The following is a 26,189-nucleotide window of genomic DNA, read 5'->3' as shown; positions in this document are numbered from 1 at the left end:
CCGAAGCGCAGCCTGCCGCAACCGGTTCCGATGTCACAGCGGGCGCCGCGCCTGCCGAAGTGCGGCTTGCTGCGACCGCTTCCGATGTCAGGTCCGGTGCTGCGCCCGTAGGCGGTTCGGCTGCGAGCCCGACATGTGCCCCAGATTCCGCTGATGTGCAGGGCGGCTCCGGAGGTGTCGGAGATCCAGCCCGTGCTTCGCGAGGGTCGATGCCCGCCGGTGTGGAACCTGCCGACAGTGTTGCTGCGGTGGATGATTCGGCCCCGGCTGCGGCACCCTCGGCGACGCCGAATTCGTCTACCGCACAACAGACAGCAGGCGCTGGTGCGCCGCGCGACGATGTGGCTCGGCTGACCGCGATCGCGCGGGTGGTTACTGCGGCGAGTCGTACTGCGCAGCGGCAGGCGGAGATCGAGGCGGAGCTGGTGGCCGCCGATCGTGCTCGCGCGCATGCTGAAGCTGTGCTGGCGGAGCCGGATATTCAGGCTGCGGGGGCTGCGGAGGTCGGGGATCTGGCTGAGTTGGATGCTGCGGTGGCTACCGCGCAGGCGCAGGTCAATGCCGCCGTTTCCGTGCACGGGGAGGCGAGCAGGCGGGTGAGTTTGCTCGAGGATCTCGGCGGGCAGCTGTGGGCGGCGGTGGATCGGATCGCGCCATTGCAGCGGACACACGATGAGCTCGCCGCGCTCGCCGAGGTGGTTGCGGGCCGCGGCGAGAACAACCGGCGGATGTCGTTGCGCTCCTACGTGCTTGCCGCCCGCCTGGAAGAGGTGGCGCAGGCGGGTTCGCTGCGCCTGCGCCGAATGTCGGCGGGCCGTTACGAATTCGTGCACTCCGACAAGGCGGGCCCGCGTGGTCGTCGTGGCGGTCTCGGCCTGGACATCCGCGACGACTACACCGGCGCGGTCCGCCCGGCCAAGACCCTCTCGGGCGGCGAAACCTTCATGGCTTCACTGTCTTTGGCACTCGGCCTGGCCGACACCGTCGCCGCCGAATCCGGCGGCCTCGTGCTGGACACCCTCTTCATCGACGAGGGCTTCGGCGGCTTGGACGCGGACACCCTCGACGCGGTCATGGGCGTGCTCGACGAGCTCAGGGCCGGTGGTCGCGTGGTAGGCGTCGTCAGCCACGTCGACGAGATGCGCCAGCGCATCCCGAGCCGCCTGCACGTCCGCCGCGGCCGATCCGGCTCCCACCTCGAGGCCACCGTCGCCTGACCGTCAGTACTCCTGATCGAGTGGGAACTGGTGGCGGCATTTCGCGAGAAGCCTCCGCCACCAGTTCCCACTCGATCACCCAGGCACTCGTGGGGGTGTTGAAGTCGAGAGCGAGTCGAGGTCGAATAGGCCGATGAGTGAGTTGGTGGGGATCAGCGAGGCGGCTCGGCGGTGCGGGGTTGCGGTGTCCACGCTGCGGTACTGGGAGGAGCGCGGGCTGATCCAGGCCACCGCGCGGCGAGCGGGTGTGCGTCAGTTCGACGCCGATCAGATGTTGCGCATCGGCCTGATCCAGTTGTGGCAGGAGTTCGCCCTGCTGAGTCTGGACGAGATCGCGATCATGCTGGCGGATGAAGCGGTGCTTGCCGACGATGCGGCGCCGTCGCGGGTGGTCATGCGGGAGCGAATCCGCGCCATCGAGGAGCAGCAACGTCGGCTTGCCGAAGGGAAGGCCCATCTGGAGCACTCGTTGAAGTGCACGAGCCCACATCCGGCGGGCCGCTGCGACTTCATGCGCGAGGTGGTGCGGCAACGCATGTCCGGCAATCGAATTGATCCCAACGACCTGGACTATCCCGCCTAGTCTCGGCGGGCTCCGCGGTTGCGCTCAAGTCGGCTTCAACCGCAACAGTGACGGGCATGACCCAAACTCTCGAACCACCACCGACCACCCGGGCGGCCTCGCTTCCGCTGCTGGTGACGGCGTTCGTGCTGGTGAGCTTGAACCTCAGAGTGTCCTTCGCTGGTCCAGGTCCGCTGGTCCCTGTGCTCGGCCTCAGCCACGTCGGCGCATCGGTGCTGACGATGTTGCCCGTGCTGTGCATGGGCTTGTTCGCCTCGTTCGGGGTGCTGGTGCGCAACCGATTCGGCGAGGAGCGTGCCTTGTTTCTGGCGATGGCGATACTGGCGGGCGGCGTCGTAATTCGTTCGATCGGTGCTGTGTTCCCCGCAGTCGGCACCGGTGGCCTCTTCGCAGGCACCGTCGTCGCGGGCGCGGGCATCGCCGTCGGCAATGTCATCACCCCGGTGCTGGCGAAGAAACGCTTCCCCGCCCCGCGCATCGGCATGATGATGGGCGTCTACGGCCTGGTGGTCAGCGTGGGAGCCGCTGTGGCCGCAGCGATTTCGGTGCCGGTGTATCACCTCACCGGGTCGACCTGGCTGGCGCTTGGACTGGCTCTGATTCCCGCGCTGTTCGCCATCGTCGCCTTGATACCGCAGCTGGACCGTCCGCACGTCCGTACGAACACGAACACCTCGTGGGGCTGGCTGCTGCGAAACCCGTTGGCGTGGAGCATAACCGGTTATCTGGGCGGGCAGTCGCTGCTGCTGTACACGCTCTTCGCCTGGCTGCCGTCGGTCTATATCGCCCGCGGCGTCAGTCAGACCACCGCGGGCTTCTACTTGTCGATCTGCGCGCTGACCCTCGCCATCGGCGGTTTCGTCGCGCCGCCCCTCGCGGCCAGACGGGCAAGCCAGCGCATCCACCTGGTGGCCGCGGTGGCACTGTGTTTCGTTGGGGTGCTCGGCATTCTGGCCGCTCCGGTGGCAACCGCGCCGGTGTGGCTCGTCGTCCTCGGCATCGGCCTCGGTGCGGGCCAAACGCTACCGAGCATGCTGTTCGTGCTGCGCACCCGCGACCACCACACCGCGACGGCACTGTCGACGAAGTCGCAGACGCTCGGCTACCTGATCGGCGCCACCGGACCGCTGCTCGCCGCCGCGCTGTACTCGGTGTCGGACTCGTGGACGCTGCCGCTGCTCGGGCTACTGGCGTTGCTGGTGGTCAACGGCATGCTCGGGCTCGCGGCCGGCCGGGCTCGCTACCTCGAAGCGCCTGCGCGACAAGCCGTCACGCTTCGTGATCGAGCAGCCAGCGCTTGACCGGCAGCCCCCAGCGGAAGCCGCCGAGCGCGCCGCCGATGCGAAAGATGCGGTGGCACGGGACGAACAGGGCCGCGGCATTGCTCACACAGGCGTTGGCGGCGGCCCTGGTGGCGTCGGGGCGGCCGGAGATGGCGGCGAACTCGGTGTAGGTGATGGGCGCGCCTGCGGGCACCTTGCGGAGCACATCCCATGCGTGCATGAGGAATTCGCCGGAATGCTGCCGCACCGGGATCGGATCGATCGCCGTGAGATCGCCCTGGTGATAGGCGATGACCGCTCCGGTCACCGCTCCGAGGTCGTCCCGCTGCCGCAGATCGCCAGGGCGCAGGCTGGGATGGACCACGGTGCACAGGTACGCCACGTCGGTTGTCCACCCCGCGGCGAGCACGGCTCCGTCCGCGTCGACCACGGCGGTGAACGGCCCGATCGGTGTGTCGACGGTCGCGAAATCGGCAGTGGCGGTACCGATGCGCGGTGTGGTTGATCGAATAGTGCTGGCGGCGGTCATGTTCGGGTGCTCGCTTTCGAGGAGGCGGCCTTGGCCGCTGCGGCGGTGGAGCGGTCGGCGCGATCGGTCAGCGCCGCTTTCCACAAGTGCATGGACAGATACGACCGCCACGGCATCCAGCGGCCGGTGTCGGCGAGGTCGAGGCCGAGCACCGCGGCGCCCTGCCGCACCACCAGATCGGTGCTGAGCAGCACGTCCGGGTCGGCCAGCAGACGCATCGTCACGTAGTCGGCCGTCCACGGGCCGACCCCGTCCAGTGCGAGGAGTTCGCGCCGCAAGTCGGACGCGGTGCGGCCTTGGTGCAGCGCGAGTTCACCGCTGGCCAACGCCTCGGCGGCGCCGATGATCGAGCGAACCCGCCGGGTCGGACCGGTGAGCACCTCGGCGCCGCGTTCGGCGATCACCGCAGGCGTGGGGAACAGCAGCGGGATCGGGCCGTCGACGTGCTCGCCGAGCGCCTCGACCAGCCGCGCGGTGTGCGTCGCCGCCGCCGACACCGAGATCTGCTGCCCGATCATGGTGCGCAACAACAGTTCCGGCCCGTCGAGGCAGCCTGGCACGCGGATGCCCGGCGTGAACGCGGGCCGCTTGCCGTCGACCGGGTCGGGCGGCGTATCGGCGTCCGGCGGCGAGCCTGCGCCCGCGTCCGGCAGCCGGACGGTATCGGGGTCGGAGAGCTCGGGCCCCGAAACCCGCTGTCCCGGAGTCACACCCAGCGCCTCGTCGATGCCGATCGGATCGGCGTCGAGGTCGAGCAGGTGCCGCAGCCGCGCCACTGTCGGCGCCAGATCGCGCATGTCGTGCAATGCCAGCTCGGCCCGCACATGATCGCGTTGGAAGCTGAGCCTGGTCGTCGCGTGGCCGTGCGGGGTGCGCAGATTGCGCGTGTACGCGCGGTTCTCCCAGAGTTCCATGCCCGGCGCGACATGGGAGGAGAGGAACCATTCCAGCCAGGCCCGGTCGAGTGGTTCGCGGTAGGGCAACCGCAGGCTGAGTGAACCGTTGACCGCGGGGGCCTGGCGTCCGTTCGAGCCGGATTTGGCGCGATGCGCCTCGGCCCGCATGGTCGTCGGGCTGACCGCGAATACCTCGCGCACCGTGTCGTTGAATTGGCGAATGCTGGCGAACCCGGCCGCGAAGGCGATGTCCGACATGGGCATTGGGGTCGTTTGAATCAATAGCCGCGCCGTATGAGCGCGGTGCGCGCGGGCCAGCGCCAGCGGGCCTGCGCCGAGTTCGGTGGTGAGCACCCTGGTCAGTTGCCGTTGCGAGTAGCCGAGGGTGGCGGCAAGCGCGGGCACGCCGCCGCGTTCGATCACTCCGTCGCCGATCAACCGCATCGCGCGGGCGGCCAGGTCCGCGCGGGTGTTCCACAGGGGTGAGCCTGGTGCGGCGTCCGGTAGGCAGCGACGGCACGCGCGGTAGCCCGCCTGTTGCGCGGCCGCCGCAGTCGGTAAGAACGACACATTCGCGCGCTTCGGCGTGATCGCCGGACACGATGGGCGGCAATAGATTCCGGTGGTCCGCACTGCGGTGAAGAATTGCCCGTCGAATCGGGAATCTCTGGTCGACACCGCGCGGTAGCACCGCTCGAAATCCAATACCGTGATCGTCACGTCAACCACAATGTCAGGTAAGGGCACGCTCTGCTAGCGGAAATCTGCCATTACCGACCGAATCGGATGCACCGTGCACGAGGGATCGTCGCGCGGTACACCGAGGAAAGGTGGCGAGCGGCGCCCTCATCGCGCCGCCCGCCAAGCCTCAGCAGCAGCGATTCGTCGGATTGTGGTCCGCGTCCGCGTGCCGCGTGCGCCAGTACTCGCGCTCCGTCGGAATCTCGCACCCGGGATGGTTGCGCGCGAGATGGTCGACGTACCGCCGATAGTCCTGCCCGCCGAGGATCGAGTTGAACCACCACCCGACCGTGCGCACCGCGGTCACCGCGGTGCTGCCCGCTCGACGCAACTGTCCGAGGACAACCGGTCGAGCCGACCGATCGCCCTGCGGGAGAGCGCCTTCCATCGGTGCCGAGTCGATCATCGCCATCTCGGCGGTGTCGATCGTCGGAATCGGGATGGTGTCGATCGTCCCCGGCACGGCGGTGGCGATCGTCAACACCGAAGTGGTGTCGATCGTCGGCGCCGAGGTGGTGTCGGCCGTTTGCGCAGGGGTGGTATCGACCGTCGGCGCCGCAGCAGTCTCCACCGTCGGCGCCGACGCAACCTCGACCGTCAATGGCCCGCTTTCGCTGTCGCGGCACCCGGTGCTCGCACCTTCCCTGACGCGATCAGGGCGTCCCATTCCTGCTGCACCTCCTTTTCGGCAGGCGTGGCCAGGAAACCCTTCGGCGCGAAGATCTTCGACGGTTCGTCTTCCGTCTCGCTGCTCGGTCCGCCGCCCGCTCGCCACGCCCGCACACAGACGACGGCGCCGACGATCGCCACGATCAGTACGAGCACCGCGAAGATGATCGACAGGCTGCCCTGGATGAACGTGTTGCGCACGACCTTCTCCATGTCGTCCGCCGTCTTGGCGGGTGCCAAGACCTTTCCGGCATCGGCGGCGGCGCTGTAGAGGCTGTGCGACTTCCAGTATCCGATCTTCGGGTCGTCGGAGAAGATCTTCTGCCACGACGCCGTCATGGTCACGGTCAGATCCCACACCAGCGGGATCGCCGGTATCCATGCCCACTTGAGCAGGCCCTTCTTGATCACGATGGTCAGCACAACGGTGAGCGCGATCGCGGCGAGCAACTGGTTGGAGATGCCGAACAGCGGATACAGCGTGTAGATGCCGCCGAGCGGATCGGTGACACCCATCAGCAGCACCGACCCCCACGCGGCGACCACGATCGCCGAGCAGAGCCAGGCGCCGGGCCGCCAGGACGGATCCTTGAACTTGCGGGCGGGCCCGCCGAGGTTGCCGAGCGAATCCGACAGCATGAAGCGCGCGACCCTGGTGCCCGCGTCGATCGTGGTGAGGATGAACAGCGCCTCGAACATGATCGCGAAGTGGTACCAGAACGCCTTCAGTCCGGTGCCGCCGAGGAACCGGTGCAGCACCTCGGACATGCCGACGGCCAGCGTCGGCGCACCACCGGTGCGCGAGACGATGCTGGTCTCGCCGACGTCCTTGGCCGCCTGCGTCAGCTCGGCCGGGGTGACCGGATCTCCGCTCAGGCCAAGGCTGTTGGTGTAGGCGGCCGCCTTCTCCGCGGTGCCACCGGTGAGCCCGGCGCTCGCGTTCATCGCGAAGTACAGGTGCTGGTCGATGATGCTCGCGGTGATGATCGCCATCACCGCGACGAACGACTCCATCAGCATGCCGCCGTAGCCGATCATCCTGGCGTGCGACTGCTTCTCCAGCAGCTTGGGGGTGGTGCCCGAGGAGACGAGCGCGTGGAAGCCGGACAGCGCACCACACGCGATGGTGATGAACAGGAACGGGAACAGGCTGCCCGCGAACGCGGGACCGGTACCCGAGGTGGCGAACTCCGAGACCGCAGGCGCCTTCAGGACTGGCATGGTGATCAGCACGCCGACGGCGAGCAGCACGATGGTGCCGATCTTCATGAAGGTCGACAGGTAGTCGCGCGGCGCGAGCAGCAGCCATACCGGCAGCACCGAGGCGACGAAGCCGTAGGCGATGAGGAACCAGGCGATGGTGGTGCCCGAGAGCGTGAACCAGTCCTGGCCCCAACCGGATTCGGCGACCCAGTTGCCGGAGACGATGGCGAGCAGCAGCAGTGCGAAGCCGATCAGCGAGACCTCGCCGACCTTGCCCGGGCGCAGGTAGCGCAGGTAGACGCCCATGAACAGGGCGATCGGGATGGTCATCGCGATGGAGAACACGCCCCACGGGCTGCCGCCGACCAGCACGCCGTCCTTGTCCGGTGTCGCGGCGAGCGCGTTCACCACGACGATGCCGAGCACCGCGAGCAGGATCATCATGATCACCAGCACGGCGATGATCGCGGCGACGCCGCCGACCACGCCGAGCTCGTCGCGGGCCATTTGCCCGAGGCTGCGGCCGCGGCGGCGGGTCGATGCCCACAAGACCAGGTAGTCCTGCACGGCACCGGCGCAGACGACACCGAACACGATCCACAGCGTGCCGGGCAGATACCCCATCTGAGCGGCGAGGACGGGTCCGACGAGCGGGCCTGCGCCCGCGATGGCGGCGAAATGGTGCCCGAAGAGCACCCGCCGGTCCATCGGCATGTAGTCCTTGCCGTTTTCCAGGATCTCGGCGGGCGTGGCCTGGTCGTCCCTCGGCTTGGTGATCTTGTGCTCGATGAGCCTGGAATAGAACTGGTAGGCCAGCACATAGGTGCACACGGCCGCGACCACGATCCATACCGCGTTGACCGATTCGCCACGGGAGATGGCGAGGACGGCCCAGGCGAGCGCGCCGACGAGGGCGATCGCGGCGAATATGCCCTTTTTGACTGGGGTGATCGGCGAACGATCCACGACGCCCACCGGAGGTAGGTCGGGATCAGTCCGGAGGTATTCGATGGTCGCCATGCGAACTACTCTCCCGGGAAATCGAGCTGGACTTGCTGAAACGTTGACAACGTAGCTGAACTGAAGCGCGTGTGAGCCGGACTTAGGGAAGTCTGAACATTGCGACGGGAATCGTGCCTGGTGTGGTGGGCCGGATCGGTTCATCCACCGAACCGCATCGTCCTACGAATCCGCGCGACGCGCCCCGGGCACGACGGGTACGGGTGGCCCGCGGCACGCAGCTACCTGGTCGGCCGGTGTTCACGGCCGCCGCTGATCGCTCGTGACTGCGCCTCGCTGGCGCTCGGCTCCGTCACGAGCGAAGGCTCGGCTGTGCCCATTGTTCGCTCGCTGCGCTCGCTCATGCGACTGGGCGTGTTTCCCTCGCACTCTCGTGTTGCCCTCCGTATGCTGCCATGCTGGCTCGCACATTCCGCGATCGGTCCCGCGATGTCGGCCGAGCGTCACGTTCCACCCGCACGTCCTGACTGTCAGCGCTGTGGAGGAGCCCGTGTCACCGGTTCGTCGTCGCACCATGCTCGGTTCGGCGCTGGCCGCTCCGCTGCTCGCCGCGACCGGCTGCGGATCGGCCGACGACGCGCTGACCTTCTTCTTCCAGGCCAGGCCGGAAGAGGCACGGGTTCGGCTGCGGATCATCGAGGAATTCCGGAAGCGACACCCGGACATCAGGATTCGGACGATCATGTCCGGGCCGGATCCGCAGCAGCAGCTGCTCACCTACTGCGCGGGCGGCAAGTGCCCCGACGTGATCATGGCCTGGGAGCTGCTGTATGCCGGGTTGGCCGAGCGTGGGGTGTTGCTCGATCTGCGGAGCCTGCTCGAGCGGGAGCCCGGGTATGCCGAGACCTTGCGCAGGGACAGTTATCCCGCGTTGTACGACACGTTCACCTATGCAGGCGGTCAGTACGCCCTGCCGGAACAGTGGTCGGGAGTGTTCCTCTATTACAACCGTGAGTTGTTCGCCGCGGCTGGGCTGACACCGCCGACCCGATGGCGCGATGCCTGGTCGTTCGACGAATTTCTCGACGCTGCCCGCACTCTCACCCGGCCGGGGCGAACCTGGGGGTTCGCCGACGCCTGGGTGCCGTACTACTCGGCCGCCTGCTTCGGGATGAACAACGGGGCGGAGTGGTTCACGCCGTCGGTGGCGCCGACCAGAACCAACCTCGGTGATCCTCGGTTTGCCGCCGGGTTCCAGTTCTACGCCGACCTTGCGGTGCGGCACGGGGTGGCGCCGAAAGTGTCCGACCGGCTGTCGATTTCGGCGCAGGATCTGTTCCTCGGTGGTCGCGCGGCGATGGTGCTCGGCGGGCATTGGCTGTACTCGGAATTCGCGGGGCAGGGGATTCCCCTCGATGTCACGGTGCTGCCGGTCGGGCCGCACGGTGGGCCCGGCGCGATTACCGCCGTCGGCAGCACCGGGTTGTCCATCGCGGCGAACAGCCCGCGGATCGAACAGGCCTGGGAATTCGTCAAATTCGCCACCGGCCCGGTCGGGCAGGAGATCGTCGCCGCGTCCGGGCTGTTCGTCCCGGTGCTGAAATCCGCGATGACCTCACCCGGTTTCGCCACGGCGCACCGCGACGTCCGCAACCTCGCGGTCTTCACCGAAGGCCCCGAAAACTCACGCCCCTTCCCGATAACCCCCGCCTGGGGCAAGGTTTCCGCCCTCCTCGAACGCGGCGCCAACCGCGTCCTCCGCGGCGCTGCCCCCGCCACCTCCCTGACCCCCGGCCTGACCGCCGACATCGACCTCCTTCTCGAGGACCGATGAGCACGAGTGGCACATGGCTGCGGCAAAGTGCGAGAAGAGCTCTCCATGGTGTGCCACTCGTCGCCGAGCGAGGGCGGCTGGCGCGGAAGCGGGAGCTGGCGGGGTGGGGGTTCGTGGCGCCGAATGTGGTGGCGGTGGCGGTATTTCTGGTGTTTCCGTTGGGGTTTTCGTTGTATACGAGCTTTCAGGCGTGGGATCTGTTCCGGCCGATGCGGTTTGTCGGGCTGGACAACTATCGGCGACTGCTCGGCGCGGATCCGTTGTTTCTCATCGCGTTGCGGAACACCGCGGTGTTCACGGTGCTCACGCTGGTGCCGACGGTGGTGATCGGATTGGGGATCGCGGCGGCGTTGCAGCGGAAGTTGGCCGGTATCGCCGTTTTTCGGACGGTCGCGTTTCTGCCGCTGGTCGCGTCGACGGTGGCGATGGCCGTGGTGTGGCGGTTCATCTTCACCGGTGACGGGATCCTCAACAGTGCACTCGGGTGGGTCGGTATCGGCCCGGTGCCGTGGTTGACTGATCCGGAACTGGCATTGGTTTCGCTGAGTGTCGTCACCGTCTGGAAGAGTGTGCCGTTCGCGACGGTCATCCTGCTCGCGGCGATGCAAGGAGTGCCGGAGCAGCTTTACGAAGCGGCGAAGATCGACGGGGCCGGTGCGCTGCGCCGGTTTTCGGCGATCACGGTGCCGTTGATCCGTGGGCCGCTCTCGTTCGTCTTCGTGATCACCATCATCAACTCGGTACAGGCGTTCGATCAGGTGTACGCGCTCACCGGAAGCAACGGTGGGCCGGAGACCGGCACGTACCTGCTGGGAATCATGCTGTTCCAGAACGCCTTCGGGTTCTATGAGCTGGGGTATGCATCGGCGCTGGCCTGGGTGATGTTCGCGATGCTGTTGGTGCTGACGCTTATTCAGTTGCGGTTCGCTCGGCGAGATGCGGTGGAGCTGTGAGGGTTGAGATGGTGCGCACCGATCGGGGTGTGCCTTCGCGTGAGCTGCTGGTTGCGCCGAGCCGAGGCCGCGTCGAGCGAGCGACGGTGCGGCGCATCGTGCATGGGGTCGGGATCTATGCCGTGCTCATCGGGATCGCGTGGTGTGCGCTGGCGCCGATCCTGTGGGCGGTGTCCGCGTCGCTGAAGCGGGACGGGGAGCTCACCGACGGAGCGCTGCTGCCTGCGCACCCGCAGTGGTCCAACTACCGCGAGGTGTTCGAGCTGCTGCCGCTCGGCCGGATGCTGCTCAACACCGCGATCTACGCGGGCTGTGTAACCGCAGGACAGGTGTTTTTCTGCTCGCTGGCCGGGTATGCGTTCGCGCGCTTACAGTTTCGGGGCCGCGAGCTACTGTTCGTCGCCTACCTTGCCACCCTCATGGTGCCGCTCACCGTCACGGTGATCCCACAGTTCCTGCTGATGCGGGCCTTCGGCTGGGTGGACACGCCATGGGCGATGATCGTGCCCGGCCTATTCGGCAGTGCCTTCGGCACCTATCTCATGCGCCAGTTCTTCCGCACGCTGCCAACAGAGTTGGAGGAGGCGGCCATCCTTGACGGCTGCTCCACCTGGCAGGTCTACTGGCGTGTGCTGCTTCCGCATGCGCGACCCGCGCTGATGGTGCTCGCCGTGCTCACCTGGATCACCGTCTGGAACGATTTCCTCTGGCCACTGGTGATGATCCAGCGCAACGAGATAGCCACCGCCACACTGGGTCTGGTGCGCCTCCAAGGTCAGTACACCACCCAGTGGCCGATCCTCATGGCCGCCGCGATGATCCTCCTGATGCCACTGCTGGTGGTCTACGCGATCGCCCAACGCGTCTTCGTCCGTGGCATCGCCATGTCCGGCCTCGGTGGCCGCTGAACCGCCGAGACCGGTCGAGAGCGCTTGCACGCAAGTCTTATTCGCCCCAGTAGGTGCCGAAGCTCCACAGGTTGCCCTCCGGATCGCGGACAACGAAGCCGCGCGAGCCGTAGTCCTCGTCGCGCAGGCCGCGAATCACCTCGGCGCCTGCGGTTTTAGCGCGATCGAACAGCGCGTCGGGGTCGTCGCAGACGAGATAGACCGAGTCGTTGCCCGTCGTCCGTTCGCCGAACGGGCTGTCGTTCTTGCCCGCGCTGCCGAACATGATGCCGCCGCCGAGCGGCCAGCGCATTTCCGCGTGTTCGATGATCGACGGGTCGTTTTCGCGGGCGTAGAGCGCGGTCGGCCGAAAGCCGAATGCCTCGACGAGGAAAGTGGACATCGCGCGGGCGTCGCGGAAGGTCAGGGTCGGCCAGACGGCGGCGCGTGCGGTGGTTTCGGTGGTTGCTGGATTAGTCATGCCTCCAGCCTCACCCGGCGGCCTGCTCCCGGTCTTGGACGGATGGAACCTCGGCGGCCAGCCATGCCGTCGGGCTGGTCCCGGCGAGTTCGGCGAAGTCGCGATTGAGGTGGGCCTGATCGTAGTAGCCGCAGGCGGCCGCGACCTGCGCGATCGAGACGTGCGACGGAATGCGCTGGATCATCTGCCGTGCGCGTTCGAAGCGAGCGATCCGCGCGGCCAGCTTCGGGCTCAGTCCGAACTCGTTGTTGAACCGACGTGCGAGATGCTGTCTGCTCCACCCGATTTCCTCGGCAAGCGGACCGACCGCGAGCGTGCCGCCGGAGCCGACCAGCGTTCGCCATGCCACCGTCAGCTCGGGACCGACCGCCCGATCCGGGTAGGCGATACGGGTCAGGATGCGGTCGCACGCGGCGAAGCGGTCCGGCCATGAGTCCAGTTCCTGCAACTGTTCCCACAGTTCGCGACCGACCGGACCTGCCACGTCCGAACATTCGACCGAGGTGTCCCAGAGCGCCGCGGCGGGCACGCCGAACAGCACTCGGCTGCCGAGCGGAGTCAGCCCGACCGTGACGCCTTCCTGGTATCCCTGATGGGCGATGAGCGCCGTGCTTGCCTGCAGACCGCTGAGCACGCACCGGTATTCCGCGGGCGACTGCTGCGGATTCGTCTGCGCGACCACATCGATCGTCGGCCCGATGCTGATGATGAACGTCATGTACGCCGAGGGCAGGCCGCGATGCAACCCGGCCGCCAAGCCGGGCACCCGGTAGCCGACGTAGCTGTCGATGAACGCCGCGAGCATGGGTGCCGGCCGCGCCGTCACCACCTCGGTGCTCGGCTCCATGCCGATCACGCTACCCCGCTGACCAGCAATCGCAAGGTCAGCCGAGGTGGATGTGCTTGCCGATGGACGCAGGATCGGCGGCCAGGTCGAGCAGGCAGGTGGCCAGGTCTTCGCGGGACATGCGGATGCCGAAGGTGACGTTGCGGTCGACGGCCTTCCGGTAGGAGCCTTTCGCGCGATTGTCGGTGAGTTGCGGTGCGCGCACGATCGTCCAGTCCAGCGCCGAATCGCGGACGACCCGCTCGGCTGCCGCCATATCGGTCAGGCTGTGCCGCAGCAGACGTCGCAGGATCAGCGGTTTCACCACGAACCGGGTGCTCCAATCATCGCCTGGCCCTGCGACTCCCGCGCTGTTGCTGATCAGCACCAGGCGACGCGCATCGGTCGAAGTCATTGCCTTGGTGATCGACAGGGCAGCGTCGGTGCAGACCGAGGTGGGGCCGGATTCGCGGGCGCCGATGGTGTCGAGCACCGCGTCGGCGCCGTCGACGGCCGCGGTGATCTGCGCCGGGTCCATCGGATCGGCGACGATCACGCGGAGTCGGGGGTGCTCCGAGAGGGTGTGCGCGCCGCGGACCACGGCGGTGACCTGGTGTCCGGCCGCGAGTGCCTGGGCGAGTGTGCGGCTGCCGGTGTTGCCGGTCGCGCCGAAAAGGGTGAGCTGCATGTCCGATCCCATCAGGTTGGTGAGTACTTACTAACCTAGGATGGTGAGTGCTTACTAACCTGTCAACCCCGGGAGGGCGTATTGGGAACTCGCGATCAGATCCTCGACGCGGCGGCGGAGATCATGCGCACCCGCGGCGTCATCCACGCGACGACCAAAGAGATCGCCAAGGCCGCAGGGTATTCCGAGGCTGCGCTCTACAAACACTTCAGCGACAAAGAGGAGCTGATCCTCGACGTGCTGAAGCATCGGATGCCCGGCCCTGCCGAAAACCCCCCGGTGCCAGGACAATCGAGCGTCGAAGAGAACCTCGCGGCGATCGCACGCGGCGCTCTGAGCTTCTATCAGCAGTCCCTTCCGCTGCTGGGTGGGCTGCTCGCGCAGCCGCAACGCATGGCAGCACACCGCGATTCGATGCGCAGGCACGGGGCGGGCCCAGGGCACGCCATCGCGGGCATCGCCGCATACCTCAGTGCCGAACAAGAACTCGGCCGAGTCAACGCCGACATCGACGTGCACACCGTCGCCGCCCTCCTCGACGGCGCCTGCTTCCACCAGGCATTCCTGCGCTATTACGACGCGGGCCCCGACGCCACCCCCGCCCCCGACACCCTCGCCACCGCCATGGCCAACACCATCGTCCAGCCTCTTCTCGCCTGAACTGCTCCACGAGTGGCACACCACGGAGAGCCGCTCTCGTGTTTTGCCGCAGCCATGTGCCACTCGTCGGCCAGGCGATCGGTGAGATGGCGCACGTTGGGCGTCGGCGGGTATGAGGCGGTGCGGGTGGGTGGTTACCGTTGCCTCCTCTTTGAGTTGTGGAGGTGTGGTGCGTCGGGTTCAGTACGAACGCAGCGGTGGTCCTGAGGTGCTCGAGGTCGTGTCGGTCGAGGTACCGACCCCTGGGCCCGGGGAATTGCTGGTCCGGGTCGACGCGATCGGGGTCACCCTTCCGGTGGTGCGGAAAGTGCGTGAGCAGCGTGCGCCGATCGCGCTCGGCGGTGAGGTCGCGGGTGAAGTGGTCGCGGTCGGTGACGGCGTCACCGGATATGCGCCCGGCTATCGCGTCACCGGGCTGGTGTTCGGCCACGGCTACGCGGAGTACGCGCTGCTCTCGGCGGCGATGGCCTCGCCGATCCCCGACGGCGCGTCCGCCGTCGACGCGGTCGCGCTGGTGCGCAGCGGCCTGGTCGCCCTCGGTGCGCTCGACGCGGCCGACCCCAAGGACGGTGAGTCGGTGCTCGTCACCGCGGCAGCCAGCGGTGTCGGCCATCTCGCTGTGCAACTCGCACGGGTGCGCGGCGCGGCACGGGTGGTCGGCGCGGTGTCGGATCCGGCGAAGGCACAGTTCGTGCGGGAACTCGGCGCGGACGACGTGGTCGAGTACGGACAGGAGTCGTGGGGCGAGCCGGTCGACTACGTGCTCGAAGCGGTCGGCGGCGACCTGCTCGGACCTGCCGTCGCCGCGCTCGTTCCCGGCGGCAGGCTCGTCGCCTACAGCTCCGGCGGCGGCACGATCGAGGCCTACGACCTGCTGGTCGGCGCCAAATCGGTGGTCGGCTTCCAGATGGCGCGCATCGCGCGCGAGCAGCCTGCACGGTACGAGTACTGGCGCCAAGAGCTCTGGCAGTACTTCGCTTCCGGCCAGCTGCGGCCCGCGGTGCACGCGGAATTCGCACTGGCTGATGCGGCCGAAGCGCACCGGGTGATCGACGAGCGCCGCAACCTCGGCAAGGTCGTGTTGATTCCCTGATCGAGAGGCTGCGGGCAGGCGCGGGTCGGGGGACCGTGTCTGCCGCGTAGACTCCACTACTCGTGAGCGAGCGAGCGAGCGAACCGATTAGCACAGCGTCCAAGACGTACGAGAATGCCGAGCGCAGCGAGGCAGTCTCGTGAGTCTCACCCTCGGAATCGTCGGCCTGCCCAACGTCGGAAAGTCGACGCTGTTCAATGCGTTGACCAAGAACGACGTGCTGGCTGCGAACTACCCGTTCGCGACCATCGAGCCCAACGTCGGCGTGGTCCCGCTGCCCGATCCGCGGCTGGAAAAGCTGTCCGAGATCTTCGGTTCCGAGCGCATCGTGCCCGCTGTCGTGTCGTTCGTCGACATCGCGGGCATCGTGAAGGGCGCTTCCGAAGGCGCCGGGCTCGGCAACAAGTTCCTCGCCAACATCCGTGAGGCCGACGCCATCTGCCAGGTGGTCCGGGTGTTCGCCGACGACGACGTGATCCACGTCGACGGCAAGGTCGACCCGGCCTCCGACATCGAGGTGATCGAGACCGAGCTGATCCTCGCCGACCTGCAGACCCTGGAAAAGGCGGTCCCGCGGTTCGAGAAGGAAGCCAAGATCAAGAAGGACCGCAAGCCGATCGCCGACGCCGCCAAGGCCGCGCAGGAGATCCTGAACGCGGGCACCACCCTGTTCGCCGCGGGCAACAAGGTGGATACCGAACTGCTCAAAGAGCTTTCACTGCTCACCACCAAGCCGTTCCTCTACGTCTTCAACGCCGACGAGTCCATCCTCACCGACGAGGCGAAGGTTGCCGAGCTGAAAGCCGCTGTGGCGCCTGCGGATGCGGTCTTCCTCGACGCCAAGGTCGAAGCGGAACTGCTCGAGCTCGACGACGAATCCGCCCTCGAACTCCTCGAGTCCATCGGCCAGACCGAGCCGGGCCTGCACGCCCTTGCCCGCGCCGGCTTCCACACCCTCGGCCTGCAGACCTACCTCACCGCAGGTCCGAAAGAGTCCCGCGCCTGGACAATCCACCAGGGCGACACCGCCCCCAAAGCCGCAGGCGTCATCCACACCGACTTCGAACGCGGTTTCATCAAAGCCGAAATCGTCGCCTTCACCGACCTCGTCGAAGCAGGCTCCATGGCCGCCGCCAAAGCCGCAGGCAAGGTCCGCATGGAAGGCAAGGACTACATCATGCACGACGGCGACGTAGTCGAATTCCGTAGCGGATTAGCCTCTGGAGGCAAGTACTGAGTTCGCGGCGTGAGATATGCGTTCGCAGCATGACAGCTAGGTCACGTCGAGGCCCCGAAGACACCTCTGTGAAGTACAGTGTGAAGCATGGCGTCAGGCGTGGTGAGAAGTCCCTTCGGCACGGAATCGGTGGACGAGGTGCCACTGTCGAATCCGCCGTTGGTTCGAGTTCTGGCGCAAATCCGGTTTGCGAAAGCGACGGAACTTTGGGTTGACGACTCGGCTGCGCGGCATTTTATCGCAGCAATGAAGAGTGCGTACCCCATAGTTGATCAAAAGCAGGAAACCGCTTTCAAAATTGGTCCGGGTGGAGTTGAGCCGGTGCCTGAAACGAATATGCTCTGGCAGCTAGAATCGCCGGATCGCGAATGGCTGATATCGTTTGGTGATGCTTTTTTTGCGTTGACATCGCAAAATTACTCTAGTCGGACCGAGTTCATCGGGCGCCTTATGTCGGCATGGAAGGTCTTTACAGAGTCAGTCGACGCCATTCGCTCCGAGCGTATCGGTATTCGATATATCAATCGGATAGCAGATTCGGATGCCGTCGACCGATTGGATATGCTTGTTCGGCCGGAGATGATCGGTGAGTCTTTGGCTCCGATTGGGGCCAAGGTTAAACGATTGCATTCCATAGGTGAAGCTCAGTACGCATTAGGTGAGGGGGAGGGCTTCAAGGCTCGATGGGGCCTCCTTCCTCCGGGGGGTGCGTTCGATCCGTCGGTGCCTACGGTGGATTCGCCCAGTTGGGTGCTCGATTTGGACGCTTTCGTCCAGATTCCCGCCGACGCTCCATCGGTAGCAATCGATCAAATTTCTGACCGGCTCCATAATCTCGCCACCCGTGCCTATCGGTACTTTCGGTGGACGGTAACTGATGATTTCCTCGTCGAATTCGGGGGGAAATTAGATGGACACTCTTGACCAGCGGACATGGTCCCAGTTGAACAGTGATGAAGGTACGGGTGATCACTCGCCCGCCCGGACTATTTCATTAGTGGCAAAATTTGGTGCTGTCGTGGTAGTTTCCGCAGGCCTGTTCACTGGCGACTGGGGGACGACACAAATCGCGCCGACTTTTAATCCTCACGGCTTGGGCGGTTTTATCGGCGAGCGTACTACTAATCGTCGGGTGCTGGTAGCGTCGGTATCAGGCCAGCTCCCTCCTGACGTGGGCGCCGCGTATGGCGATGACTTGGGCTCTGTCAAGTCTGATACTGCTGAAGCTGTCATGGAAAGTACGCGTGGTGCAGTGCGGTGGCTACACGATTCCTCAGGGCTGACGTGGGAGCAACTCGGGCGTGTCTTCGGTGTGTCTCGTCGCGCGGTCCACATGTGGGCAAACGGCAGCCGGATGAATGCCAGCAATGTCGAAGCGTTACATGAATTTATCGCAGCGATCCATCGACTGGGAGCGATGACACCGGACGCAACACGTAACGCGCTGTTGAGTACCAGATCTGGCGGAACGAGCTTGCTGGACGAGTTCCGCGCTCGCCATCGAAGTGGGCCTGGTGATGTTTCGGGAGCGCGTGAGCGACCGGATTTTTATCTTGGTGCTCAGCATGGCGATGTTGAAGACTAGAATCTGATCTAGCTGCTAGCTCTGATCGGAGAGGGGCAGGACAAGCTGTGACCGACGGAGATTCGGCGGTACCGTCTCTTGAAGAGTATCAACAAGGCGATATGCTCGTCGGTTTGACAGAGCTGTGTACTCTAACCCGATCTGGCCGGGGCTCGGTCGAGGCGGCCAATGGGGTCGTACTGGTAAGTCAAACCTGTGACATAGTCAGAGAGACGAGACAATATGTTCAGGTTTCGCCTCTGGTCGAACTCGACCAAGACAATGCGGGCTTGGCTCGAAAAGGTAAGCGACCTCGTTACGCTCACGTTCCGCAGGCAGGGCCGGTTTGGTTTGCTGACCTGGACATTATCGCGACTATTGACAAGTCCTTCGCCGCCGATTATCCACCAACCCGCGGATTGGCAACGGATCTGGAGGTTCGAAGATTCGGTGCCGCCGTCGCCCGGAAGTTTGGCAGGTTCGCCTTTCCTGACGACGTCAGTCCCTGGCTTGCTCCGTTGGAGAAGGTGATCTACGAGGGATCAAAGAGGCCGAACAGTGCGTTCGGAAAAATCCTTGACGATATCCTGGAGTTGAGGATTGAGGCCGTCGAAGGCTGGAGTAAGCCCCCGTATGACTTGAGGCTATTACTGGTTATGGAGCCAGGTGTGCTGCCTGTTTACGATGACCATGAGGCACCAGACGTTCCCGATGGGCTCGAAAGTTGGCTCTACACAAATTCGAGTGCTCGTACGCACAAGCACATCGCTGACCGGTTGCTCACGGCGAACGCGCCGATTGAGCGTTACTATCTTTGGGACGCATTGGCCAACTCGCTTGCGGTACTGTGCCGCCCGCCGGATGGTGCCGGACTTTCTATGCGTAGCGCGGTCGTCGGTGGGGCAGTGCTGGGTGAGGCGGTATCGGCCGACGACTTCACTTACGCTCGTTATCGGAAGACGGAACTTCTCGACGTCGACCATCTATGTTGACCGCTTTCATGCATATTGAGATGGCTTTTACTGCGGGGTCGCCGCAGTGATCGAGGCATCGTGTAGTTCGCCGGTTTCGATCTTCGTCTTCTGCACGACGTGGTGAGGTGTCGTCAAACCGCCGAAGCTTGACCCGCCAGACACAAGCCGTCCGAGATCGTCAACTGTTGAAGCTCTCGGCAGAACGTAGCAACCTGTTGCCCTCAGGTTCTGCGCCGAATCCCATGCGTCCATGCGCATTTCATGCATGTCGCGACTGCGGTTGGCAAGGTCCGGGGACAATCGAGTGATGACTGGGCTTGCGCTGACGACGGAACGGCGGAACGAGTTGGCCTCGATGTTGGAGGACGAGACACGGTTCCGGGCAGATTATCCGGCGGTCGCTGAGTATCTTGACACGGCGCCGCGGTTAGCCGGCACCGGCGACGCGCAGGCGGATGCGGCCTTCGATCTGCGTCTTCTGCACTTCATGACGGGCGGGCGATCGGAGTCTGGTAACCCGTATTGGGACATCGTGGGACCGTCGGTGTTCGAGCACAACGGCCGCCGTGTGATCAACGGCGGGCGGCCGCAAGGAAGCGCTCGGCTTGGCTATGCGCAGACTGTCCTTCAGGCGGCGTACGCCTACGCTGTACCGGCTCCCGATACGGCTCGATGGATCGCGAATCGCTGTTCGTCCAGGCAGATCGTTGAGCTGGGAGCTGGTCGGGGGTATTGGGCTGCACAACTTTTCGCGGCAGGTTGCCAGGTGAGCGCGTTTGACTCCGTGCCACCTAGCACGAGCGAAAATGTCTCGTTTCCAAAGTCTTCGGGTCAGCATGACGAATGGTTCGGGGTTGCGGATCTGACTGCTCGCTCTGGCTGGCGGGCCAACGATGTCTTGTTCCTGTGCTGGCCTCCTGGATGGGGAGACTCGATGGCTTCCACTGCGCTTGCGGAGTACTCCGCAGCTGGTGGTGATCTGCTGATCTACGTTGGCGAGCTGGTGGGGGGCAAGACGGGAGATGATGCATTCTTCGATGCTCTTGCCCGCGGCTGGGTATTGGATGACGAGGATCGCGGCTTCGTGTCCTGGTGGAATCTGCGTGACGTCGCACAGTGCTGGGTTCGCCGATCGTAGGGGCGGAGCCAGCCACGCGCATTGTGTATACGCACGGATGTATGCTTAGTTCGCAGCGCCAACCGGGAAGGGATTGGGCCATGGTCGAACCGCGGTATGTCCAGATCGCTAACAAATATGCACGTGAGATACGTAGCGGAACGCTCCCGCCGAAGACGGCGCTGCCCAGCTACGTCGAGATCGCTCGCGAGCACAATGTGTCGGAGATCGTTGTTCGCAAAGCGATTGATCAGCTGGACCGTGCAGGGCTGGTTCGTCGAGTTGAGCGCCGTGGAACCTACGTTGCTGAGCGTCCGACCTTGACGAGGCTGGCTCCCGAGCGGCAGATGGAGAGCCCAGAGACTACTTACGGCAGTGAGTCGGATCTGGCGATAAGCGTCCAGCGGGAGATCGACAGGATCGGCGCAACGGACGAGCTGGCTGCGGCCTTTGGCATCCCGCATGGCGCTGAACTGGTTCATGTGGTGACCCGCGCCTCGGAAGGTGAACAGCCCGTTTCGATCTCGGACACGTTCCACCTGCCTGAGCATGAGAACCCTGACGCGGTGTACCTCGAGGAAACCCTGGCGGAGAGGATGCCGGCCGAGGGGCATGCTGCGTGGTTGGGAATCGTGGCTGGAGAGTCTGCCGTCACGGTTCATCAGAGGTTTCTAGATGGCGACGACCGGCTGCTGATGGTGTCGGACGTGTCGTACCCGCGGGGCCGCTATCAAGCGTTCTCGTTCCGGATGGTTGTCGCGCCGGATGCCCAGATTGCACATGACGGCTAGCTGAATCCCGACCGCTCGTATAGGGGCCTGATCACGCGATGATCAGGCCTTTTTCGTTGCCTCAGCCCCTGCGTATACGCAACTCTTGTGTGTATACGCAGTCTGTGTATACGCTGCTTGTGTATACACAGACTGCGAATGCTGAAGGAGCAACATTCAATGAGCAAACGTCACAGTTCATCCGGTGAACGGAAGAACCTGATCAGCCTCCGCAGTGCGGCGGAGCTGGCTGGGGGAGTGCACCCCGGCACCGTCCGCAGGTGGGTAGAAGCCGGACTTCTCGACGGCTTTCAGGTCGGGCCGCGATTGATCAAGGTCGACCGCAGCCAGGTACTGGCGCTCGTGAGACCTCTTGGCGATGGCGGTGCGGCATGAGTACCCCAGCGCAGCCACGTGTTGATGTCGGCGGCGATGACTCCGATCGCATCGCGCGATACGTTGCTGACCTCGTTGCCCAAGCGCCGCCGATCTCCGCGGTAACACGAGCGAAGCTCGCCGCTCTGCTAGGCGCTCCTGCACAGACGAAGAGGGCCGCATGATGCGCGTCCGGACATTCGGTTTTGTGGTTGCTGTTGTGGCGGTTGGATTTCTGGCGCTAAGTGCGCCGGAGTTCTTCGGGGCCCTGGTGATGCTGCTGGGTGCGGTGGCGTTGTGGCGGTCGACTCGTCGGGCGGGGGTGCGGCGATGAGCGCGCCGACATCAAACGATCCGTTCGACGGTCTTGATCCGTTCGTGCGGCAGGCACTGACGGTATGGCAGTCGTTGACAGCCGAACAGCGCGACTACGCAATGGGTTTCGTATGCGCTTGGGTACCCGGTGTCATCACTGCGGCGGCTGCGAAAGCCGTCGATATCACAGCGATTGATCAGCAGTTGATGGATCTGGGGGTGCAGTGATGAGCCCGAATGAACTGCCGCATGATCCGGCTGAGCTGCTGGGGGAGTTGGATTCGATCCGGCGGGAGCAGGAGGCGCTGAAGCAGCGGATGGTCTCGTTGAAGGCCCGCTATCAGGCGCTGGCGCCGCACGCGGATCGGTTCGACCGTTATCCGGCTCCAGTCGGTGAGGAGCACCAGTTCGGTTCGGTGAACATCGAAGGGACGGTCGACCGGCTGGACAGTGTGATCAGGCTTGACGTCTCCTCTGTTGAGTCCTGGTTGGATTTGGCTCGCGAGACTGCGGTCCGCATCCATGAGTACCCGGAACAGCCGCGGATTGCTCGTCAAGTCGCGCGTGACGAACAGATCTGCGATCGAGGGTCGATCCAGTTCTCTGCGCCTGGCGACAGCGCATCCGTCCGTGGCCGCGCACCGGTTCCGGTCTCGTCGGAGTTCGCCCGTACTCGGACTCGTGAGCTGGCGCGGCTGTCCGGTGGTCAGTCCGCGCTGGCGAACTACCGGCGGGCCAGCAGTCTTGCCGACGAGAGCAAGCGCAGCGCTGAGCGGGATGGAGCCGAGCGATGATCGGCCCGGTCGCGAAGACCGACGCAGCTGCGGCTCGAGCGGGCGGACAGGTTTTTCGGACGTTGCCACCGCAGATTCAGGTGGCGGTGCTGGTGCTCGCGGTGCTGGCCGGGATGGTGGGCTGCTCGGTTGCGTGGATTGACCAGCAGTCCTACACACCGAGCCCGAAGATGTGCCGCCGCGATCAGGTGCCGCAGGCCGTCCAGCTGGGTTGCATTCCGCCGCAGCAGCTTCCGGCGCCTACGGGGTGGCAGCGATGAACGAGTCGGTGACCCAGTCGGGCGGTATCCCGGTCTATGAATGGCGCACCGCGCCTTCGCATTTGCGGACACGTCGCCAGTTGGCGGCGGATGGTTTGCGACCGAATGGGCAGGACATCGCGGGCAAGGTGCAGCGTCCGCGTCGGGCTCGGGAGCCGTTGACGGCGTACCTGTACGACATCAATCGCGCTGCCGCCAAGCGGGAGCCGAGTCCGGCGCAGCTGGCCGCGTTGGCGAAGGCAACACGCGAGCACCAGTTACGTGCCGCCGAGCGTCACGGCCTCGCCCGTGCCGGGTTCGACCAGGCCGAGGATCCGGGTCCGGCCTGGACATCCACGAGCGCACTCGCGGGCTACGCCGACACAGGTAACGCCCTGGCTGTTGCGCTCACCCGGGACCGAGACAGGCGGGAGGGCATGGACCGATGAGCGTTCAATTCTCGCCGCGCGACATGGTGGCGCTGACCGTGCTGGCTGAGATGTATGGCGCACCAATCGAATTGGTAGCGCAGATGCTCGGCGTGAGCCGTTCGCGGGCCTATCGGATTGTCGCGCGGTGGGTAGCGGGTCGCATGGTCAGCGACAACCGCGTACGTCCGGTGTCCGGGTCGGCATGGGTGTACCCGACGCGATCGGCGGCGGAAGCGTTGCTCGGTCGACCGGTGCGCTTTTGGGTGCCGACTCCGAAGATGGCCGCGCATACCCGTGCGGTGCTCGAGTTGCGGTTGGCGGTGACTGGGATGGATCTGGATCGCTGGACCTCTGAGCGTCAGCTGCGCAGCGAGGTCGGGTTGTTGCGGGCCGGGCAGCCGCGCCCGCACATCCATGATGGCCGCTATATCACCGGTACCGGTGATTTGTGGGCCGTTGAGGTCGAGCTCACCGCGAAAAGTATTGGTGCCGCCCGCAACTCGGTGGCTCAAGCGTGGCAGGTCGCCGCGCGCGCCCAGTGCGCTGGCCTGACGTTCTATTGCCGCGGTGAGGCGACTAAGACCGTGATCCGGACCGTCGCGGCGGGGCTGGATCTGTCGGGCGGTCCGAAGTTGACCCTCACCGATTTGGACGACGTGCTGGCCAAGAAGGCCGCCGAGTCCTTGCCCGCTCCGCGACCCGGGCTCCGGGTGATCGCGGGCGGTGCCGCTGATCACGAAATCCCCCAGGTCTCAGACCCGGACAATGGAAAGGCGGTCTGATCATGACCTGCACCCCTGTCATCACTCCGGCTGATTGCGCCCCGTATGCGCCGACTCCGGCCGCCCCTACTACGACTCCTGCGCCGCCGATTCATATCGAGCCGAAGATGCCGCCGATCGGGTTGGAGCACGACCCGTTGGGCTGGTTGCCGGACTTCTCGGCGTGGACGTGGGACAGCGTCGGTCATGGTGCGCTGCTCGGTGCGGCGGTGCTGGTGACGGTGCTACTCGGCGCGGCCGCGATCGTGGTTCCGGCACGGATGCTGGGCTGGAAACCGCAACGGCTGCGGAACTGGCTGATCGCAAGCGTGCTGGTGATGCCCGGAGCTGCGGCGCTGTGGGCGTGGGACGTGTTCGCGCCGGGCCGCGACTTCGCCCATGCGGCAACCGATTTTAACGCAGGTCAGTATGGCGGTGGTCTTTTGGGGATGGCGCCGCTGCTGATTCCAGTGGCGTGGCTGACTGCGACGCTCTTGCACACCAACCGGCGCGTCCAGCTGGCCACCGTCGGGCTGAAGTCCCCGACCCGCACCGAGCGGGCCTTGTGGGCCCAAGCCCAGCGCGAGCAGCGAGCCGCGGCCCGGTTGTCGCGCCGGCGGTTGCCGTTCACGACCGGTGGCCTGAATCCTGAGTTGGTCATCGGGCGCCTCGCGACCGAAACCGATCAGGCGCCGCCGTCGTCGATGCTGCGTCAGCTGTTGGGTCGCACCGAGACTCGGCTGATCCTTCCGTGGATCAACGTCGCTGAGCACATGACCTCGGTGGCGTCCAGCGGATCGGGCAAGACGACGCTGCTGCGTCGGGTGCTGGTCTCGTGGTTCGTCGCGACCTGGATGCGTCATCGGCAGTGGTGGCGCCTGGACCGTCCCGGCCGCCCGTTGGCGATCGTGGTCGACTGCAACGGCGGACCGGAATCCCGCAAGGTCGCTACCGGGATGCGGAAATGGTTCCGCGCCTTGGGTGTTCCCGCCGATCGGATCGGCGTGTTCCCCGATGATGTGTCGCTCGGATTGTGGGATGCCAGCGTCGATGACCTTCGGTCGATCCTGTCGGCGATGGTCTCGGGCGGCAGCAGCCCTACTACCGACACCGAGAAGTACTTCCACGAGATCCGCGAGAACCTCATCCACCTCATCGTGGACGCCCCGGCACGCGTGGAACTGATCAACGGTGTTCCGACCCCGATCGGGGACAACCCGCCGCGGAGCTGGATCGAGTTCCTGTCGCGCTTCGACGTGGAGCGGCTCTCGCGGTTGTGGGGTGGGCAGGCCGGGGTGACGCCGTGGTCCGGCGTGCTCGGTGTGGACATGGAGATCGCCTCCACCATCGACGGCAAACAGCCGGTCATGAACTCCGCGCGAGCAGAGTTCGCCAACCTGTACCGCTCGCTCGGCGCGGCGTTCGACGGCGACAAACAGCTGACCGACTTCGACGTCATCTACATCGTGCTGGAGGGCGTGAAGACCCCCGACCGTGCCCGCGCCCAATTCGGTGCGCTGGGAACGATGTTCGAGCAGCTGGCCGACAAACAGCACGGACGCACCAGCCTGATGGTGGTCGACGAATTCTCGGCAGTCTCCGACGGCAAGACCCGCGCGGTGAAGTGGGTTGAGCGGCTCCGCAAGGCCGGTATCGGATCGTGGTGGATCGCGCAGTCCTGGCAAGGCCTCGGCCATGACGACGACAACCGCACCGCGCTGGTCGCGGCCGCCTCAGGCGGTTCGCTACTGGGCCGCTCCACCGACCCGGAGACCCTGGCCAAGATCTACGGCACCCGCCCGAAGTTCGAGCTGTCACGCAAGTTGATCAGCGGCAATCGCGACGGCGACGAAGGCAACATTCAATCCTCGGATCAGTTCCTGATTCCGCCGAACCGGTTGCGCGCCATGGCAAAAGGCGACGTGGTGCAAGTCGCTGGAGGTCGCGCCCGCTGGGGCCGGGTGAGCCCGCTCGATGACGGCGAGCTCAAACGACTGCGCCCGCTGCCCGGCATCGCCGCCATGTCAAGCCCACCCACCGAGTCCGACGGTACCGGCCTGGCGCCGGTGATCGACCTGACCAAGCGCCGTCCGGCGTGAAACCGCTTAT

General features: G+C 65.5%; 28 protein-coding genes. 21 read left to right on the top strand and 7 right to left on the bottom strand.

The window, feature by feature from the left end; genetic code table 11:
• The 3 genes from NA11_RS35025 to NA11_RS35015 all read left to right on the top strand — a co-directional run.
• Positions 1-1,217 (top strand): SbcC/MukB-like Walker B domain-containing protein (locus NA11_RS35025; protein ID WP_281197140.1); only part of this gene is annotated, 1,217 nt, incomplete at its 5' end.
• 133 nt (positions 1,218-1,350) lie between these two features.
• On the top strand, positions 1,351-1,800 hold the full coding sequence (locus tag NA11_RS35020) for a MerR family transcriptional regulator (protein WP_069166361.1): 450 nt from the start codon (positions 1,351-1,353) through the stop codon (positions 1,798-1,800).
• Between the two features lie 56 nt (positions 1,801-1,856).
• Positions 1,857-3,101 carry an MFS transporter gene (locus NA11_RS35015; RefSeq protein WP_069166360.1) on the top strand — a complete coding sequence of 415 codons (1,245 nt, stop codon included), beginning with the start codon at positions 1,857-1,859 and terminating at the stop codon, positions 3,099-3,101.
• Here NA11_RS35015 and NA11_RS35010 read toward each other — a convergent pair.
• The 4 genes from NA11_RS35010 to NA11_RS34995 form a co-directional block, all read right to left on the bottom strand.
• A complete protein-coding gene (locus tag NA11_RS35010) occupies positions 3,070-3,612 on the bottom strand; it encodes a methylated-DNA--[protein]-cysteine S-methyltransferase (RefSeq protein WP_069166359.1) in 543 nt (180 codons plus the stop codon). The two genes, NA11_RS35015 and NA11_RS35010, sit on opposite strands and share 32 nt — an antisense overlap.
• Positions 3,609-5,228: a DNA-3-methyladenine glycosylase 2 family protein gene (locus NA11_RS35005; RefSeq protein ID WP_069166358.1), complete on the bottom strand. Its 1,620-nt coding sequence runs from the start codon at positions 5,226-5,228 to the stop codon at positions 3,609-3,611. Before NA11_RS35005 ends, NA11_RS35010 begins: the two co-directional genes overlap by 4 nt.
• A gap of 148 nt (positions 5,229-5,376) precedes the next feature.
• Positions 5,377-5,850 (bottom strand): YbdD/YjiX family protein, encoded by a 474-nt coding sequence (locus tag NA11_RS47365; protein WP_439957130.1) that lies wholly within the window; start codon positions 5,848-5,850, stop codon positions 5,377-5,379.
• On the bottom strand, positions 5,847-8,141 hold the full coding sequence (locus NA11_RS34995; RefSeq protein ID WP_069166357.1) for a carbon starvation CstA family protein: 2,295 nt from the start codon (positions 8,139-8,141) through the stop codon (positions 5,847-5,849). Before NA11_RS34995 ends, NA11_RS47365 begins: the two co-directional genes overlap by 4 nt.
• A gap of 514 nt (positions 8,142-8,655) precedes the next feature.
• Here NA11_RS34995 and NA11_RS34990 point away from each other — a divergent pair.
• From NA11_RS34990 to NA11_RS34980, 3 genes are read left to right on the top strand one after another with little or no spacing between them, the layout of a single operon-like run.
• Positions 8,656-9,915 carry an ABC transporter substrate-binding protein gene (locus tag NA11_RS34990; protein WP_069166356.1) on the top strand — a complete coding sequence of 420 codons (1,260 nt, stop codon included), beginning with the start codon at positions 8,656-8,658 and terminating at the stop codon, positions 9,913-9,915.
• 50 nt (positions 9,916-9,965) lie between these two features.
• Positions 9,966-10,868 (top strand): carbohydrate ABC transporter permease, encoded by a 903-nt coding sequence (locus NA11_RS34985; RefSeq protein ID WP_069166355.1) that lies wholly within the window; start codon positions 9,966-9,968, stop codon positions 10,866-10,868.
• Positions 10,865-11,776: a carbohydrate ABC transporter permease gene (locus NA11_RS34980; RefSeq protein WP_245746415.1), complete on the top strand. Its 912-nt coding sequence runs from the start codon at positions 10,865-10,867 to the stop codon at positions 11,774-11,776. Before NA11_RS34985 ends, NA11_RS34980 begins: the two co-directional genes overlap by 4 nt.
• A gap of 37 nt (positions 11,777-11,813) precedes the next feature.
• Here the strand turns inward: NA11_RS34980 and NA11_RS34975 are convergent, their stop codons facing one another.
• From NA11_RS34975 to NA11_RS34965, 3 genes are read right to left on the bottom strand one after another with little or no spacing between them, the layout of a single operon-like run.
• Positions 11,814-12,236: a VOC family protein gene (locus tag NA11_RS34975; RefSeq protein ID WP_069166354.1), complete on the bottom strand. Its 423-nt coding sequence runs from the start codon at positions 12,234-12,236 to the stop codon at positions 11,814-11,816.
• A gap of 10 nt (positions 12,237-12,246) precedes the next feature.
• Positions 12,247-13,083 carry a helix-turn-helix domain-containing protein gene (locus NA11_RS34970; protein WP_069166353.1) on the bottom strand — a complete coding sequence of 279 codons (837 nt, stop codon included), beginning with the start codon at positions 13,081-13,083 and terminating at the stop codon, positions 12,247-12,249.
• A 37-nt stretch (positions 13,084-13,120) separates the two neighbouring features.
• Complete coding sequence (locus NA11_RS34965) at positions 13,121-13,762, bottom strand: NAD(P)-dependent oxidoreductase (protein ID WP_084655313.1); 642 nt, start codon at positions 13,760-13,762, stop codon at positions 13,121-13,123.
• Positions 13,763-13,831: 69 nt separating this feature from the next.
• Here NA11_RS34965 and NA11_RS34960 point away from each other — a divergent pair, with 69 nt between their 5' ends.
• The 15 genes from NA11_RS34960 (at position 13,832) to NA11_RS34900 (ending at position 26,179) form a co-directional block, all read left to right on the top strand.
• Positions 13,832-14,410, top strand: coding sequence for a TetR/AcrR family transcriptional regulator (locus NA11_RS34960; protein ID WP_069166351.1), 579 nt, complete (start codon positions 13,832-13,834; stop codon positions 14,408-14,410).
• Positions 14,411-14,579: 169 nt separating this feature from the next.
• Entirely contained in the window at positions 14,580-15,503 is a 924-nt protein-coding gene (locus NA11_RS34955; RefSeq protein WP_069166365.1) for a quinone oxidoreductase family protein, read from the top strand.
• Between the two features lie 139 nt (positions 15,504-15,642).
• On the top strand, positions 15,643-16,740 hold the full coding sequence (ychF, locus tag NA11_RS34950; protein WP_069166350.1) for a redox-regulated ATPase YchF: 1,098 nt from the start codon (positions 15,643-15,645) through the stop codon (positions 16,738-16,740).
• A gap of 87 nt (positions 16,741-16,827) precedes the next feature.
• Positions 16,828-17,664 carry a TIGR04255 family protein gene (locus NA11_RS44285; RefSeq protein WP_084655312.1) on the top strand — a complete coding sequence of 279 codons (837 nt, stop codon included), beginning with the start codon at positions 16,828-16,830 and terminating at the stop codon, positions 17,662-17,664.
• A complete protein-coding gene (locus tag NA11_RS45190) occupies positions 17,651-18,325 on the top strand; it encodes a hypothetical protein (RefSeq protein ID WP_141718021.1) in 675 nt (224 codons plus the stop codon). The genes NA11_RS44285 and NA11_RS45190 overlap by 14 nt, the downstream gene beginning before the upstream one ends.
• Before the next feature lie 47 nt (positions 18,326-18,372).
• On the top strand, positions 18,373-19,296 hold the full coding sequence (locus NA11_RS45185) for a hypothetical protein (RefSeq protein WP_141718020.1): 924 nt from the start codon (positions 18,373-18,375) through the stop codon (positions 19,294-19,296).
• Positions 19,297-19,585: 289 nt separating this feature from the next.
• Positions 19,586-20,416 carry a hypothetical protein gene (locus tag NA11_RS34940; protein ID WP_069166348.1) on the top strand — a complete coding sequence of 277 codons (831 nt, stop codon included), beginning with the start codon at positions 19,586-19,588 and terminating at the stop codon, positions 20,414-20,416.
• Between the two features lie 80 nt (positions 20,417-20,496).
• Positions 20,497-21,186 (top strand): GntR family transcriptional regulator, encoded by a 690-nt coding sequence (locus NA11_RS34935; protein ID WP_069166347.1) that lies wholly within the window; start codon positions 20,497-20,499, stop codon positions 21,184-21,186.
• A gap of 138 nt (positions 21,187-21,324) precedes the next feature.
• A complete protein-coding gene (locus NA11_RS45180) occupies positions 21,325-21,561 on the top strand; it encodes a MerR family transcriptional regulator (protein WP_245746414.1) in 237 nt (78 codons plus the stop codon).
• A gap of 309 nt (positions 21,562-21,870) precedes the next feature.
• Positions 21,871-22,083, top strand: a complete 213-nt coding sequence (locus NA11_RS34925) for a hypothetical protein (RefSeq protein WP_069166345.1) — start codon at positions 21,871-21,873, stop codon at positions 22,081-22,083.
• Complete coding sequence (locus tag NA11_RS34920) at positions 22,083-22,649, top strand: hypothetical protein (protein WP_069166344.1); 567 nt, start codon at positions 22,083-22,085, stop codon at positions 22,647-22,649. Before NA11_RS34925 ends, NA11_RS34920 begins: the two co-directional genes overlap by 1 nt.
• Entirely contained in the window at positions 22,646-22,909 is a 264-nt protein-coding gene (locus NA11_RS34915) for a hypothetical protein (RefSeq protein ID WP_069166343.1), read from the top strand. The genes NA11_RS34920 and NA11_RS34915 overlap by 4 nt, the downstream gene beginning before the upstream one ends.
• A complete protein-coding gene (locus NA11_RS34910) occupies positions 22,906-23,337 on the top strand; it encodes an RRQRL motif-containing zinc-binding protein (protein WP_069166342.1) in 432 nt (143 codons plus the stop codon). Before NA11_RS34915 ends, NA11_RS34910 begins: the two co-directional genes overlap by 4 nt.
• Positions 23,334-24,101 (top strand): replication-relaxation family protein, encoded by a 768-nt coding sequence (locus NA11_RS34905; RefSeq protein ID WP_069166341.1) that lies wholly within the window; start codon positions 23,334-23,336, stop codon positions 24,099-24,101. The genes NA11_RS34910 and NA11_RS34905 overlap by 4 nt, the downstream gene beginning before the upstream one ends.
• Positions 24,102-24,103: 2 nt before the next feature.
• Complete coding sequence (locus tag NA11_RS34900) at positions 24,104-26,179, top strand: type IV secretory system conjugative DNA transfer family protein (RefSeq protein WP_141718019.1); 2,076 nt, start codon at positions 24,104-24,106, stop codon at positions 26,177-26,179.
• Positions 26,180-26,189: the final 10 nt, after the last annotated feature.

This window comes from Nocardia altamirensis NBRC 108246, assembly GCF_001612685.1.
Taxonomy (GTDB): domain Bacteria; phylum Actinomycetota; class Actinomycetes; order Mycobacteriales; family Mycobacteriaceae; genus Nocardia; species Nocardia altamirensis.
The sequence above is the reverse complement of the archived record's forward strand: the minus strand, read 5'-3'. Positions and strand labels throughout refer to the sequence as shown.